We start from the raw sequence: 13,896 nt of genomic DNA, 5'->3' as shown, positions 1-13,896 counted from the left end.
TTGCCCCCACTGGTACAAGAATCAGGAAATTGTTACGGGTAACTGTTATCGGTAACATTGTCCAGCCGGATAAATAGAGAAGCAATATCCATTCGTGCTCGAAGTGTATAAGTGTGAGCTACTTCAAACTTGTTGGCTTAAATAGATCCGCCCGGTGACAAGGTGAAACCTAAATCTAACATTTTAGGTGTGACGGCTTCACCGCGGATGCGCGCCAGCAGACGTTCTGCGCCAATGCTGCCCATGCGTTCACGCGGCGTGAGCACGCTCGCCAGACGCGGCTCCATCACCTGCCCGATGTCGTGACCGTGGAATCCGGCAATCGCCATGTCATCAGGGATTCTCAGCCCTAAACGCTGGCATTCGAAGGCCGCCCCTACCGCCAGGTCATCGTTGGTACAAAAGACACCATCGAGCTGCGGGTATTCACGCCGCGCCTGACGGATAAGTTCAATACCGGAGGAGTAGGAAGAAGACTGCTCCACCATCACGCTGTACGGCACCAGGTCGGCATCGCGCATTGCCTGCTCGTAGCCTCTCTGTTTGATGATAGTACGTTCATCAAGGCGTGCGCCAAGATAGGCAACATGACGGTGCCCGCGGGCGATGATAGCGGCTGTCATCTGACGCGCGGCTTCGAAGTTGTCGAAGCCCACGGCAATATCAAGACATGGGGACTGGCTGTCCATCAGCTCAACCACCGGGATACCGGCAACCTCAATCATTTTCAGCGTACGGGGCGTATGGCTACGTTCGGTGAGGATCAGGCCATCAATATTCCACGACAGCATCGATTCCAGACGCTCTTGTTCCATCTCAGGCTTATAGCCGTAGTGCGCCAGCATGGTTTGATAACCATGAGCGTCAGTGACAGCCTCAATGCCGCGTAGCACTTCAGCAAAAACCTGGTTAGTAAGAGACGGTAACAGCACGCCGATAGCGCGGCTGGTGGCGTTAGAAAGGATATCAGGAGCGCGATTGGGAATATAACCCAGCTCATCAAGTGCAGCGGCAATTTTGCCCCGCAGCGCCACGGAGACCTGCTCCGGGTTACGCAAAAAGCGGCTGACCGTCATTTTGGTCACGCCCACGCGGTCGGCTACATCCTGAAGTACGGGTCTTTTCTTTTTCATCGTCCTGAAGCGTTAAAAAGGGATAGATTCCCCCAGTTTACCACGGACGTGCGTGAACCTTCGCAGAGAAAAAAAGGAGTTTTTTATTGTGAGAAATACACAAAATCATTCGAGTTGCATCAAGGCGGCGACGCAGTAAATCCCCGGGAGCGTACATTAAGTACGCGACCGGGTGAGCGAGGAAAGCCAACACAGATGCAGCTTGAAGGATGCCGTGTATTTTTATACTGGCGGCAGATCAAACAACAACACTTCGCTGTCGCTGTCGGCATGAATAGAAATGGCCTGTTCATCCCAGATTGCCAGACCATCGCTGGTGGTCGCTTTGGTCCCGTTAATTGTCACGTTACCTTTTACTACCTGGATCCAGACGCGGCGTTCAGCGGCAATCTGATGCACCGACTGCTCATCTTTGATCAGTGCCCAACGGTACAGTTCCATATCCTGGTACACTTTCAGCGAGCCATCACGGGCATCCGGCGACAGCACCAGTTGTTTACCCTGAGCGGCATCAAAACGGCGCTGCTCATAGCGTGGGGTAATACCGTTTTCCTGCGGCATGATCCAAATCTGATACAGATGCAGCTTCTCAGTATTGCTCGGGTTGTACTCCGAGTGACGGATCCCCGTCCCGGCGCTCATTATCTGGAACTCACCGGCCGGAACCTGCTCTTTGTTCCCCATGCTGTCCTGATGTTCCACCGCGCCTTCCAGCACGTAAGTCAGGATTTCCATGTCTTTATGGGGATGAGTACCAAAGCCCTGACCTGCGTCGATCACGTCATCGTTAATCACGCGCAGTGCCGAGAACCCCATAAAATTTGGATCATAGTAGTTGGCAAAAGAGAAAGTATGCCAGGAATCGAGCCAGCCATGATTAGCGTGGCCACGGTCATTAGCTTTGCGTAAGTAGATCATTGTGTTCACCCCCAGATGTTTTCGATGGAGTAAGTGTGGACTCAATCCGCCGAGGATCATAGAGGGTGAAAATTGACTCCTCTGTTCAAAAAAAATGAACAAGCCCAGAGGAGTCTGCGCAAGCTATTTGGCGAGAGTTATCGTCGCCGGAGAAGCCTGTTCAAAGGCGCGTTCGAGGAGTTCCAGGTTGGTAAGAACTTCAGATTCCTTGACGTAATTAGGCGTACCGGCTGTCAGCGTCTGGTAAAGCGCATCATAGACGCGACCATAATCCCCCACTTCCGGCTGCACCTCTTCTTTTACCGTCAGGCCGTCATCGTTAACGTACTCCAGCATCCCAATGGAATCGTCAGCAGCGAAACCTTGCTCACCTGGCATGATATTGGCCTTCAGGCTGGTTTCCTGCTGGTCGATGCCGTACTTCACAAACGAGCCTTTGGTACCGTGAACGATAAACTTCGGATAGTCGATTTTCACCAAGTGACTGGTTTTAACAATGGCTTTCAGAGAGCCGTAGAACAGCTGTGCTTCAAAGGTATCGTCCGGGTTCGCTTTGTTGCGCAGGCTGCGGATGTCATAGGCCACGCAATCGGGACGACCGAACAGCGAGATAATCTGATCCATGGTGTGTACGCCCAGACCATAGAATGCGCCGTCCTGCGGCAGTCCCGGCTTGGTTTCCGCCTCGGGGCGGTAGTAATCGAAATGGCTTTCAACCTCAACAATTTCGCCGAGCTTGCCGCTCTCAATCGCTTTTTTAGCGGTGAGGAAGCAGGAATCAAAACGACGGTTCTGATATGGCGTAACGGTCAGCCCTTTGCTTTGCGCCAGTTCGAACAGTGCTTTTGCTTGCGCAAGCGTCGGCGTGAAGGGTTTCTCAACCAACACGTTTTTACCCGCTTCCAGCGCGCGTTTGGCGTATTCAAAATGGCTGTCAGCATGGGTACAGACGATCACCAGCTTCACCTGCGGATCGTTTAAGATCTCGTCAAGGTCACTGGTGAAGTGAATATGTGAATATTGTGGCGCCTGCTCTTCCGGCTTGGCGTGGCGGCGAAAAATGTGCGCGACATGCCAGCTATTTTTGCGGTTGAGGACGTACGGCAAATGGTAGCGAGTGGTGCTTTTACCAAAACCAATAAATGCGCAGTGTAAGGTCATGAGACGATCCTTTCGAAGGTGATTGTCTACACCATAGCGCAAAGCGGCTGGAGACTGAATGTTGGATTCTTTGCCGGATGGCGCTTGAACTGCACCACAGGGCGACAGGATCGGCCGTCGGCGTCGCAGGCAGTTTGTTCACGGCAAGCGCGCAGGGCCCGGAGCGTACTAAATGTACGTGAGGAGCACGAGCACTTCCCGGGGACGAAATGGCAAGTAAGCCAGGCAGACACAAAACCTCAAAAAAAAAGCCAGCAAAAGCTGGCTAAAGTAATACTGGAAGCAATGTGAGCAATGTCGTGCTTTCAGGTTCTCCGTAGGGGTTCCCCTGAACGCAGAGCAATAATAATCATTCTCATTCGCACTTGTCTACTTCTTTTTGCAAAAAAATGCAGTTGACGGAATTTTCTTTCTCAGCGAGTGTAAATACACAATTAACCCTGCTGGAGATAAGGAATGAGTGAGATAGTGATACGCCACGCTGAACCGAAAGATTACGACGCAATTCGTCAGATCCACGCCCAGCCGGAGGTGTACCACAACACGCTACAGGTTCCTCATCCTTCCGTGGAGATGTGGCAGGAGCGGCTAGCCGATCGACCCGGTATAAAACAGCTGGTCGCCTGCATTGATGAAATTGTCGTTGGTCATTTGTGCATCGACGTTGCCCAGCGTCCGCGGCGCAGCCACGTGGCCGATTTTGGTATCTGCGTGGATGCACGGTGGCACAATCGCGGCGTTGCCAGCGCGTTGATTCGCACAATGATCGACATGTGCGACAACTGGCTGCGCGTCGAGCGTATTGAGCTAACGGTATTTGTTGATAATGAGCCGGCCGTGGCGGTGTATAAGAAATACGGCTTTGAAATCGAAGGCACAGGTAAGAAATACGGCCTGCGCAACGGTGAATACGTGGATGCCTACTTTATGGCGCGCGTGAAATAAAATTAAGGGCGAGTCTTATCGCCCTTCTTATTGAAAGGACGCAAGAGTGAAAAAGTACCTTCTCCTGGTGTTGCTGGCAGCACTCTCCCCTGCTTTCGCCATTACCGTACAAAATCTCGATTCCGTGCCCAGCGCCATTCAACACCCGGAAGGTAAACAGATTTTTGCTGAGCAAATGGCGGGAGCAACCCCAGCCAAAGGATTTGGCGAGCTTCCACAGGGATTATCTGAGAACGCGTGGATTGCCTGGGTTGCGCCGAATGAAGATCCTGACAACCTGATCCTCACGGGTGCCAAAGCCTGGGGCAAAGACGGCAAATATATCGGTGTCGCCTGTTTCGCCGACAATCCGGCCGACGCCGGGCAGGCAAAGAAATACGCGGATAACAACTGTCCGGAAAACTACAGCAACGGGCGCGCCAATAAATTATATCTCGGCGTTTTTTCCTGGCAGAACCAACAGCTAACGCCGATTGCACGCTCGGAAAAACCATTAAACCAACTCTCTGAGTGGAATAAAACCGCCGAAAAAGAGAGCGATGATGAGTCCGTCAGACCGCTGGCCTATTATACAAAACTAGATCTGGCACCGTACCGGATCGCACCCGATACGCTGGCGTTTGGGGTGCGCGGTGGATACTCTGAGGCGTATTCCGGCGGCGGCGCATTTTATGAAGTGCTGGAGCTCTATGCGATCAAAGACAACAGGATAATCAACGTGTATTCCGACCTTGTTTATCAATATACGGACATCGCCGGAGAGTGGAATAAAGACGGTACAAGACAGCACGACATCAGCGAGAGTAAATATATCCTCAAAATGCGTTCGGCAAAAACGCACGAGTTTTATTATTTAGAGCGAGTAAACCTGCAGGATAAAAGCAGCCAAATATTCCGCTGGTCTGAATCGCTGCAGCGATATGCGCCATTCATCATCGATAAAAGATAGCGGCGAAATCTTTGGTTTAGGCACTGCCTGGCCGCTGGAGAAATATTTACAAGACTACGAAGAGAGCAAAACAACACGAAGCTAAGGTTACCTGGAGACAATGAATTATAATAACTGCCATTGGGCCTTCCAAACCGGCCCTCTTCCAGCGAAGAGGGCCGTTATCCTCAGTAACCCGCCGTTAAATCATCCACAGAACGCGGGTCGGACGCTCCATACAGTGCGCCATCCGGTCCAACCATAATGCTCTGCGTGCTGCCCATCGCTTCTTTCAGCGCCACTTTCTGTCCTTTTTGCTCCAGCAGCTTAATTGTATCCGGGCTGAAGCCCTTCTCAATACGAAGCTCATCCGGCAACCACTGATGATGGAAGCGTGGTGCATTGGTCGCTTCGGCGACGTTCATCCCGAAATCAATGCTGTTGACCACCATTTGCAGCACAGTAGTGATAATTCGGCTCCCGCCTGGGCTGCCGGTAACCAGCCAGGTTTTCCCATCTTTTACCACGATAGTCGGCGACATAGATGACAGCGGACGCTTCTTCGGTCCGACCGCGTTGGCATCGCCGCCTACCAGACCGTATACGTTCGGTACGCCCGGCTTGGCAGAGAAGTCGTCCATTTCATTATTGAGCAGAATGCCAGTGTTACCCGCCACAATACCGGTCCCGAAGGTGGTATTCAGGGTATAGGTCACCGCCACGGCATTGCCGTCTTTATCCACCACCGAGAAGTGAGTGGTCTGATTGCTTTCATACGGGTCGAGCTTGCCAGGTTTTATCTGGCTGGAAGGCTTAGCCTTGTTGATATCAATCTGATCGGCAAGCGTTTTAGCATAGGCTTTGTTGGTCAGTGCCTGCCATGGCACTTTCACAAAATCGGGATCGCCCAGATACTCCGAGCGGTCAGCGTAGGCATACTTCTCCGCTTCAGCCATGACCTGCATGGCGTCGGCGCTGCCAAATCCGTATTTCTTCATATCAAAGTTTTCAAGAATATTGAGGATCTGCACGATGTGAATACCGCCAGAGGACGGCGGCGGCATGGAGAAGACCTGATACCCGCGATAGTCACCGCTAATCGGCGTACGCTCCACGGCTTTATAGCTGGCTAAGTCCTCTTTGGTCATCAGCCCGCCGTTCTTCTGCATTTCCCCGGCGATCTGATCGGCAATAGCCCCTTTATAAAACGCATCCGGGCCGCTTTCGGCAATCATTTCCAGGCTTTTCGCCAGGTTCTTTTGTACCAGCTTATCGCCTTTTTTCAGTGGCTCACCGTCTTTCCAGAAAATGGCTTTGCTGTTCTCGTGATTAGGGAGCACTTCACTGCCATAGGTTTTCAGATCGTCGGCCAGTGCGTCATTAACCACAAAGCCCTCTTCCGCCAACTTCATCGCCGGACGTACCACTTTGTTCAGCGGCATCGTGCCGTATTTCTCCAGCGCCAGCGAGAAACCCGCGACGGTACCCGGCGTACCGGATGCCAGATGCGACGTCAGCGACTTTTTCGCATCGGCGTTGCCCTGCTCATCAAGGAACATGTCGCGGGTCGCGCCAGCAGGGGCCATTTCGCGAAAATCAATCGCCGTGGTGTTACCGTCTTTGGTACGCAGCAGCATAAAACCGCCACCGCCCAGATTGCCCGCCTGGGGATGCGTCACCGCCAGCGCGTAGCCAACGGCCACGGCGGCATCGACGGCATTCCCACCCTGTTTAAGAATATCCACCCCCACCTGAGTGGCAAGCGCATCCACGGAGGCCACCATCCCCTGCTGCGCACGCACGGGATGGAACACATCCTCCTCAACACCGTATGATACCGGCGGCGGTGCAGCCGGAGCGGCCGCAACGCTAAAACAACTTCCTGAGAGCAGAGCAGCAATGGCTACCCGGCGTAAAAACGTCGGTTTTATCATCGTTATTCTCCAGATGTATGGGGGTCAGCCCCCACTAAGCCTGGTGCATAACTCTGAAATAATCATCGTAACGGCGAGAAAGGAGTAAACTTAAGAGATCCCCGAGAGGAGAAAAGCGATGAAACGACTCTTACTTTTAGCCATGCTGTTGCCGTTTGCAGGCTTTGCGCAGCCCATCAACACCATGAATAACCCGAATCAACCCGGTTATCAGATCCCGAGCCAGCAGCGTATGCAAACCCAAATGCAATCGCAGCAGATTCAGCAGAAAGGGATGCTCAATCAGCAGTTGCAAACGCAGACGCGTATGCAACAACAGCATATGGAAAACCAAATCAATACCAACTCCCAGCGCGTCCTTCAGTCTCAGCCTGGTGAGTTTAATTCCAGCCAGCAGCAAATGCTGCCCAACAGCAACGGTGGGATGTTAAGTGGACCCCGTAACCCGGACAGCTCGCTGAATAAGCAACATATGCTGTCGGAGAAAAAGAACGGCGACATGCTGAAGCCCTCCAGCACGCCGCAGCCTAACGTTCCGTTAAAAACAATTGGGCCTTAACAGGGCTGGAAATCCGGACCAATCGTATCAATGGCATCGGTACAGATGCAGTCCACTCCCCAGCGTAGCAGTTCCGCCGCGCGCTGGGGTCGGTTGACGGTATACACCAGAATACGCAGTCCTGCGTCGCGCAGCGCATCCACGCGCGCTTCATCCAGCAGCTTGTGATTAAGGTGAATAGAGACGCAGCCAAGCCGCGTTGTCAGCTCACGCCAGTCCTCGCGCCACTCATCAAGCAGTAAGCCTCTCGGCAGTTCAGGCGCCGCCTGCTGCGCCGCTGCAAGCGCGTCAATTTCAAAGGATGACAACAGCGGTGGTGTCATTCCCGCCCACAGTTCCCGAGCGGCCAGCGCTACGGCTTTGCCGGTTAACGTTCCGGTGCCGGTGGTGGGTTTAATTTCAATATTCGCCATCATACCGTGCTGACGGCAGCGCTCGGCCACTTGCGAGAGCAGCGGTAGCGGTTCGCCTTTAAACTCACCGCTAAACCAGCCACCGGCGTCCACGCGCAATAAATCCTGCCAGTTCAGCTCGCCTGCCACACCCCAACCATTGCTGGTGCGTTCCAGGTTGTCGTCATGCAGCAAGAAGATCTCACCGTCTTTCGACAATTTAGCGTCAAACTCAATCATGGTATGCCCGTATCGCGCCCCCATGTCGATCGCCGCCAGGGTGTTTTCCGGTGCCAGCTTACCGCCGCCGCGATGGGCGACGATATGGGGGTAAGGCCAGTTACTCATACGCGTTGTCCTGTTTCGCCATCAAAAAGATGCAGATGATTTTCCGGCAGATGCAGCCACAGCGTGCTGCCTGCCGTCGGGCGATGCTGATGCGCCAGTCGCACCACCAGCTTTTGCTCACCCCAACGTCCGTGTGCCAGGTTATCCGCTCCCAGCATTTCCAGCGTGTCGACGACCAACGGCACGCCGCCTTCGGCCTGCGAGCTTAGCGCAATATGCTCCGGGCGGATACCCAACGTCATGTTGCGCCCACCAGACTCCCTCGCGCTTCTGCCGAGGGGCAACGTCATGCCGTCATCCAGCTCAAAATGGGTGCCCGAGGCGCTGATGCGCCCGTCCAGCAGATTCATCGCCGGGCTGCCGATAAAACTCGCCACAAAGCGGCTGGCAGGCTTTTCATATACCTCAACCGGCGTGCCGATCTGCTCGGCAATGCCTTTGTTCATCACCATCACCCGCTGGGCGAGGGTCATCGCTTCAACCTGATCGTGCGTCACATACAGTGAGGTGGTTTTCAGTCGGCGATGCAGATGTTGTAACTCCAGACGCATCTGTACGCGCAGCTTGGCATCGAGGTTAGACAGCGGCTCATCAAACAGGAATACCGCTGGGTCACGGACAATCGCCCGCCCCATCGCCACACGCTGGCGCTGACCGCCGGAAAGCTCGCGCGGACGACGCTTGAGCAGTTCACCCAGCTCGAGAATACGCGCCGCCTCTTTCACCCGTTCGGCAATATGCTCCTTGCCCATCCCGCGGATTTTCAGCCCCCAGGCCATATTTTCTTCCACGCTCATATGTGGGTAGAGCGCGTAGTTCTGAAAGACCATCGCAATGCCGCGATCCTTAGGCTCCATTTCGGTGACGCGTTTATTATCAATCCAGATATCGCCGCCGCTCACCCGTTCAAGCCCGGCCACCATCCGTAGCAGCGTTGACTTACCGCAGCCGGATGGGCCAACCATCACGATAAATTCTCCGTCCGCGACATCCAGTGTCAGCGGTTTAATCACCTGGGTTTTGCCGTCCCAGCTTTTGGTTACTGCCTGTAGTTTTAAACCAGCCATTTTTATTTCTCACTATCGACCAGGCCACGTACGAAGGCACGCTGCATGGCTAACACGATGATTACCGGAGGGATGAGCGTCAGCAGCATGGCTGCCATTACCTGATTCCACTGCGTGGTGCCTTCACCAGTAGCAATCATGCCTTTGATACCTGCCACCGCAGTGCCCAAATTGACATCGGTAATAATTAACAACGGCCACAAATACTGGTTCCAGCCGTAGATAAAGGTGATCACAAACAGCGCCGCCAGATTGGTTTTTGACAGCGGTAGTACAATATCGCGGAAAAAATGCATCGGTGACGCACCGTCAATACGCGCCGCCTCAACCAGTTCATCCGGCAGGGTCATAAAAAACTGCCGGAACAGGAACGTCGCAGTCGCCGATGCCATTAACGGCAGCGTCAGACCCGCATAGCTGTCGAGCATTTTCAGGTTGGCGATCACTTCCACCGTCGGGAAAATACGCACCTCTACCGGCAGCATCAGCGTGATAAAAATCATCCAGAAGAACAGGTTACGCAATGGAAAGCGGAACCAGACGATGGCGAATGCGGAGAGCATAGAGACGGTGATTTTCCCTACTGTAATACTGAACGCCATGATGAAACTGTTGAGCATCATCAGCCAGAACGGCGCGCTGTTGACGCCCACGCCGTTGACCCAGATGTATTTCATGTTTTCCAGCAGCTGTGTGCCGGGAACCAGCGTCATCGGCGTTTCAAAGACTGCTTTGTTATCCAGCGTCGCCGCGACAAACGCGACGTACAGCGGAAACAGGATCACCATGATCCCCATAATCAACATGGCATGGCTGAATATTGTCAGCCCACGACGATTCTCAATCATTGGTAACGCACCTTACTTTCCACATAGCGGAACTGCACCACCGTCAAAATAATGACCAGGAACATCAGCACTACCGATTGGGCGGCCGAGGCGGAGAGATCCAGCCCGACAAAGCCTTCGCGATAGATCTTATAAATCAACGTAGTGGTCGCCTGTACCGGCCCACCCGCCGTGGCGGCATCGATCACCGGGAAGGTATCAAAGAAGGTATAAACCAGATTCACCACCAGCAGAAAGAAGCTGACCGGTGCAATCAGCGGCAGCGCCAGCTTAAAGAAGCGGCGAACCGGTCCCGCACCATCAATCGCGGCGGCTTCAATCAGCGACCGCGGAATAGACTGTAGTGCGGCAAAGAAGAACAGGAAGTTGTAACTAATCTGCTTCCAGACCGACGCAAACACCACCAGAAACATCGCCTGACCGCTGTTTTGCGCATGGTTCCAGTCATAGCCAAACTCACCGAGAAAATGGGTAATCAGCCCGCGCCCTGGGTTAAACAGGAAGATCCACAATACGGCGGCGACGGCGGGCGCGACGGCATAAGGCAACAGCATCAGCGTCTGGTAAAAACGGCTACCGCGTACCACGTAATTCACCAGCGCCGCAAAAAATAACGACACCAGCAAACCGCTTACCGTGACTAACGTACTGAACTTAATGGTGGTCCAGAATGAATCAAGGTAGTACGGGTCATGAAACAGCGCGATAAAGTTTTCCAGTCCGACAAACTGGCTAGAAAGACCAAACGGATCAACGGATTGTAGTGAGTACCACAGCGCTTCACCGGCGGGCCAGATAAAGAAAATAACGGTGATAACCAACTGCGGGGCCACCAGCAAATAGGGAAGCCAGCGCGAGCGGAACACCGGACGGGATGAAGACATGTAGGTTCTTTTCCTGGAAGGTGCCAGATTGCGGTGCACACACCGTATCCGGCCTACAAACTACACGCATTTGTAGGCCGGGTAAGTCGCAGCCGCCACCCGGCATTTCACATTACGATTTAGTCGATTGCTCAAAGCGGCGCAGTAACTGATTGCCACGCTCAACGGCAGCATCCAGCGCCTGCTGCGGGGTTTTCTTCCCGGTCCAGACGCTTTCCAGTTCTTCATCTACGATGGTGCGGATCTGCGGCATGTTGCCCAGACGCAGCCCTTTGGTGAACGGCAACGGTGGCTTGTTCAGCATCTGGCGGGTGGCGATATCAGCCCCAGGGTTCTTATCATAGAAGCCCTGCTCGCGGGTCAAGTCGTACGCGGCGGTGGTAATGGGCAGGTAGCCGGTCTTCTGGTGCCATTCGGCAGCAATTTCAGGTTTCGCCAGGAAGTTGAGGAACTGCGCCACGCCTTCGTAGGTTGCTTTGTCTTTACCCTGCATCACCCACAGGCTGGCTCCCCCGATAATCGCGTTCTGCGGCGCGCCCTTCACATCGGCATCGTACGGCATCATGCCGACGCCATAGTTGAATTTGGCGTAGTGACGGATGTCAGCCAGAGAACCGGAAGAGGCGGTGGTAATGGCACAATCCCCGTTATAGAACTTCTCGGTAGACTCGTCTTTACGCCCGAAGTAGCTGAAATCCCCTTTTTTGTTCAACTCTTCCAGCAGGGCAATATGTTTCACCTGTTCCGGTTTATTGAATTCCAGCACCGCGTCAGTACCGTCAAAGCCGTTGTTTTTGGTAGCCACCGGCAGACCATTCCAGGCGCTGAAGTTTTCAATCTGAATCCATCCCTGCCAGCCGCTGGCGTAGCCGCACTTCATGCCTGCTGCTTTCAGCTTCGCGGTGTATTCCGCCAGATCCTGCCAGGTTTTTGGCGGCTGCTCAGGGTCTAAACCGGCTTTTTTGAAGGCATCTTTGTTGTAGTACAGCACCGGCGTGGAGCTGTTAAACGGCTGGGAGAGTAAGTGTCCGCTTTTAGAGTCGGTGTAATAACCGGAAACCGTCGGCACGAACTGAGACTCATCGAAGTTAATACCAGCCTCTTTGAATACTTCATAGACCGGTTTAATGGCTTTCGAGGCCATCATCGTTGCCGTGCCCACTTCATAAACCTGCAGTAACGCAGGTGCGTTTCCGGAACGGAAAGCCGCAATACCTGCGCTCAGGCTCTGCTCGTAGTTGCCTTTGTACTGTGGAACAATTTTATAGTCGGGATTGGCGGCATTAAAACGTTGCGCCAGTGAATCAACTTCTTTACCCAGTTCACCTTCCATTGAGTGCCAGAACGGGATAGTGGTGACGGCCAGAGCCTGACCTGCAAACGCCAGGCTAAGTGCCAGTCCTAAAGCTGTATGTCGTAACGATATCATCGGTTATCTCTCTTGTTGTGCCGGATGCGCGATATCACGCGTTTTATGCTCGCGGGGGTAACATGACATGCTCGAATGACAGAAAAATAACTTTTTTATTACAAAAAAAAGATAGTAAGGCGACAAACAGATGGCAAGGCGGTGAAAGCGTAGTGACAGGAAAATGCGGGGTGGTGCACAACAAAGCCGGGTAGCGCTATGTCTTACCCGGCCAGGATGACGTTATCTGTTGCAGCCAACAAGGAACATTAATCTTTACGCCAGCGTCGTTCATATTCATTCTGTAAACGCTGCTGTTCCCGCCGCTCACGTTCGCGCTGAATATCCGATTTCTCATCTTCCCAGCCCGGGCAGACAGAGGTGGTGAACACTTCACAGGGCGAGCTGGACTGGGCTAACGAGTTGTCCGGTTTCTCTTCCCAGATTGAAGGGTCGCGCGGGTCGAACGCTGGCGGTGTTAAGGCCAGGGTATTTGATGAAAGCGTCCAAAACAAACCGCCAATCATCATGCAGATACCGGAACGTATCATCCTTTCTCCATGTTCACTTTTATTATTGATAACTATTCTCAATAATAACATAGAGCAATAAAAAGGGGCCATATCAGGCCCCCTTGTCCATTCAGAGAATGTTAACCGCCCAGATACGCGCTGCGCACTGCTTCGTTAGCCAGTAACGCATCACCGGTGTCTTCCAGCACCACATGACCATTTTCCAGCACGTAGCCGCGATCGGCGAGCTTCAGCGCCTGGTTAGCGTTCTGTTCGACGAGGAAGATTGTCATCCCCTGCTCGCGCAGTTGTTCGATGGTGTTGAAGATCTGCTGGATGATAATCGGCGCCAGACCCAGCGACGGCTCATCAAGCAGCAGCAGCCGCGGCTGACTCATCAGCGCACGGCCTATCGCCAGCATCTGCTGTTCACCGCCGGACATCGTGCCCGCACGCTGAATTCGACGTTCATGCAGGCGGGGAAACAGGTCATACACCCACTTGATGCGTTCCTGAAACTGGTCCTTTTCGGCAAAGAAGCCGCCCATCGCCAGGTTCTCTTCCACCGTCATGCGGGAAAACACGCGACGCCCTTCCGGAACAATCGCTACCGCTTCGCGCATGATTTTCGCCGTCTGCCAGTCGGTAATGTCTTTACCATCAAAGACAATTCGCCCACTTGTCGCTCGCGGATCGCCGCACAGCGTACCAAGCAGCGTGGTTTTTCCCGCGCCGTTGGCGCCGATAAGCGTCACGATTTCACCCTGATTGATATACAAGCTGACGTCGTGCAGCGCCTGTATCTTGCCGTAGTGGGCGCTGACTTTGTCAAAGGACAACATGACTTTTTCCATATTAT

Annotated in this window: 13 protein-coding genes and 2 pseudogenes; 4 read left to right on the top strand and 11 right to left on the bottom strand. The window is 53.5% G+C overall.

Annotation, left to right across the window (positions count from 1 at the left end; all coding sequences use genetic code 11):
• Positions 1-137: 137 nt before the first annotated feature.
• The 3 genes from gntR to HV314_RS01505 form a co-directional block, all read right to left on the bottom strand.
• Entirely contained in the window at positions 138-1,133 is a 996-nt protein-coding gene (gene gntR / locus HV314_RS01515; RefSeq protein WP_016154821.1) for a gluconate operon transcriptional repressor GntR, read from the bottom strand.
• Between the two features lie 222 nt (positions 1,134-1,355).
• Positions 1,356-2,051, bottom strand: coding sequence for a quercetin 2,3-dioxygenase (gene yhhW, locus HV314_RS01510; RefSeq protein WP_016154822.1), 696 nt, complete (start codon positions 2,049-2,051; stop codon positions 1,356-1,358).
• Positions 2,052-2,174: 123 nt separating this feature from the next.
• A complete protein-coding gene (locus tag HV314_RS01505; protein WP_181547177.1) occupies positions 2,175-3,212 on the bottom strand; it encodes an oxidoreductase in 1,038 nt (345 codons plus the stop codon).
• Positions 3,213-3,668: 456 nt separating this feature from the next.
• On the opposite strand from HV314_RS01505, the gene yhhY reads away from it, so the two are divergent.
• From yhhY to HV314_RS27235, 3 genes and pseudogenes are all read left to right on the top strand, one after another.
• Positions 3,669-4,157 carry an N-acetyltransferase gene (yhhY, locus tag HV314_RS01500; RefSeq protein WP_101700390.1) on the top strand — a complete coding sequence of 163 codons (489 nt, stop codon included), beginning with the start codon at positions 3,669-3,671 and terminating at the stop codon, positions 4,155-4,157.
• A 46-nt stretch (positions 4,158-4,203) separates the two neighbouring features.
• Positions 4,204-5,085: pseudogene (locus HV314_RS01495) on the top strand (hypothetical protein); the annotation flags it as partial.
• Positions 5,080-5,191 (top strand): annotated as a pseudogene (locus HV314_RS27235) (hypothetical protein); the annotation flags it as partial. The pseudogenes HV314_RS01495 and HV314_RS27235, both read left to right, overlap by 6 nt.
• Before the next feature lie 82 nt (positions 5,192-5,273).
• Here HV314_RS27235 and ggt read toward each other — a convergent pair.
• Positions 5,274-7,019 carry a gamma-glutamyltransferase gene (ggt, locus tag HV314_RS01490; protein ID WP_181547173.1) on the bottom strand — a complete coding sequence of 582 codons (1,746 nt, stop codon included), beginning with the start codon at positions 7,017-7,019 and terminating at the stop codon, positions 5,274-5,276.
• A 118-nt stretch (positions 7,020-7,137) separates the two neighbouring features.
• Between ggt and HV314_RS01485 the strand changes: the two genes are divergently transcribed.
• Positions 7,138-7,578 carry a DUF2756 family protein gene (locus HV314_RS01485; protein WP_181547171.1) on the top strand — a complete coding sequence of 147 codons (441 nt, stop codon included), beginning with the start codon at positions 7,138-7,140 and terminating at the stop codon, positions 7,576-7,578.
• On the opposite strand, the gene ugpQ is transcribed toward HV314_RS01485, so the two are convergent.
• From ugpQ to livF, 7 genes are all read right to left on the bottom strand, one after another.
• Positions 7,575-8,318 (bottom strand): glycerophosphodiester phosphodiesterase, encoded by a 744-nt coding sequence (gene ugpQ / locus HV314_RS01480; RefSeq protein ID WP_019078127.1) that lies wholly within the window; start codon positions 8,316-8,318, stop codon positions 7,575-7,577. The genes HV314_RS01485 and ugpQ overlap by 4 nt on opposite strands.
• Positions 8,315-9,385: a sn-glycerol-3-phosphate import ATP-binding protein UgpC gene (locus HV314_RS01475; RefSeq protein ID WP_016154829.1), complete on the bottom strand. Its 1,071-nt coding sequence runs from the start codon at positions 9,383-9,385 to the stop codon at positions 8,315-8,317. The genes ugpQ and HV314_RS01475 overlap by 4 nt, the downstream gene beginning before the upstream one ends.
• Positions 9,386-9,387: 2 nt before the next feature.
• Positions 9,388-10,233 (bottom strand): sn-glycerol-3-phosphate ABC transporter permease UgpE, encoded by an 846-nt coding sequence (gene ugpE, locus HV314_RS01470; RefSeq protein ID WP_181547169.1) that lies wholly within the window; start codon positions 10,231-10,233, stop codon positions 9,388-9,390.
• On the bottom strand, positions 10,230-11,117 hold the full coding sequence (ugpA, locus tag HV314_RS01465; RefSeq protein WP_181547167.1) for a sn-glycerol-3-phosphate ABC transporter permease UgpA: 888 nt from the start codon (positions 11,115-11,117) through the stop codon (positions 10,230-10,232). The genes ugpE and ugpA overlap by 4 nt, the downstream gene beginning before the upstream one ends.
• 112 nt (positions 11,118-11,229) lie before the next feature.
• Positions 11,230-12,546: a sn-glycerol-3-phosphate ABC transporter substrate-binding protein UgpB gene (ugpB, locus tag HV314_RS01460; RefSeq protein ID WP_181547165.1), complete on the bottom strand. Its 1,317-nt coding sequence runs from the start codon at positions 12,544-12,546 to the stop codon at positions 11,230-11,232.
• A gap of 248 nt (positions 12,547-12,794) precedes the next feature.
• Positions 12,795-13,076, bottom strand: a complete 282-nt coding sequence (locus HV314_RS01455; RefSeq protein ID WP_046274511.1) for a hypothetical protein — start codon at positions 13,074-13,076, stop codon at positions 12,795-12,797.
• Between the two features lie 101 nt (positions 13,077-13,177).
• Positions 13,178-13,891 carry a high-affinity branched-chain amino acid ABC transporter ATP-binding protein LivF gene (livF, locus tag HV314_RS01450; protein ID WP_085951092.1) on the bottom strand — a complete coding sequence of 238 codons (714 nt, stop codon included), beginning with the start codon at positions 13,889-13,891 and terminating at the stop codon, positions 13,178-13,180.
• Positions 13,892-13,896 lie beyond the last annotated feature (5 nt).

Origin of the sequence: Citrobacter sp. RHBSTW-00887 (assembly GCF_013728095.1) — a bacterium.
Lineage (GTDB): Bacteria > Pseudomonadota > Gammaproteobacteria > Enterobacterales > Enterobacteriaceae > Citrobacter > Citrobacter braakii.
Note: the sequence above shows the minus strand (reverse complement) of the source record. Positions and strands in the feature narration are given on the sequence as shown.

Bases quoted from the DNA above. Each gene is read 5' to 3' on its own strand.
- HV314_RS01475 (WP_016154829.1), bottom strand. From the start codon at position 9,385: ATGGCTGGTTTAAAACTACAGGCAGTAACCAAAAGCTGGGACGGCAAA.
- gntR (WP_016154821.1), bottom strand. From the start codon at position 1,133: ATGAAAAAGAAAAGACCCGTACTTCAGGATGTAGCCGACCGCGTGGGC.
- HV314_RS01505 (WP_181547177.1), bottom strand. From the start codon at position 3,212: ATGACCTTACACTGCGCATTTATTGGTTTTGGTAAAAGCACCACTCGC.
- ugpE (WP_181547169.1), bottom strand. From the start codon at position 10,233: ATGATTGAGAATCGTCGTGGGCTGACAATATTCAGCCATGCCATGTTG.
- ugpQ (WP_019078127.1), bottom strand. From the start codon at position 8,318: ATGAGTAACTGGCCTTACCCCCATATCGTCGCCCATCGCGGCGGCGGT.
- yhhY (WP_101700390.1), top strand. From the start codon at position 3,669: ATGAGTGAGATAGTGATACGCCACGCTGAACCGAAAGATTACGACGCA.
- livF (WP_085951092.1), bottom strand. From the start codon at position 13,891: ATGGAAAAAGTCATGTTGTCCTTTGACAAAGTCAGCGCCCACTACGGC.
- yhhW (WP_016154822.1), bottom strand. From the start codon at position 2,051: ATGATCTACTTACGCAAAGCTAATGACCGTGGCCACGCTAATCATGGC.
- ggt (WP_181547173.1), bottom strand. From the start codon at position 7,019: ATGATAAAACCGACGTTTTTACGCCGGGTAGCCATTGCTGCTCTGCTC.
- ugpB (WP_181547165.1), bottom strand. From the start codon at position 12,546: ATGATATCGTTACGACATACAGCTTTAGGACTGGCACTTAGCCTGGCG.
- HV314_RS01455 (WP_046274511.1), bottom strand. From the start codon at position 13,076: ATGATACGTTCCGGTATCTGCATGATGATTGGCGGTTTGTTTTGGACG.
- ugpA (WP_181547167.1), bottom strand. From the start codon at position 11,117: ATGTCTTCATCCCGTCCGGTGTTCCGCTCGCGCTGGCTTCCCTATTTG.
- HV314_RS01485 (WP_181547171.1), top strand. From the start codon at position 7,138: ATGAAACGACTCTTACTTTTAGCCATGCTGTTGCCGTTTGCAGGCTTT.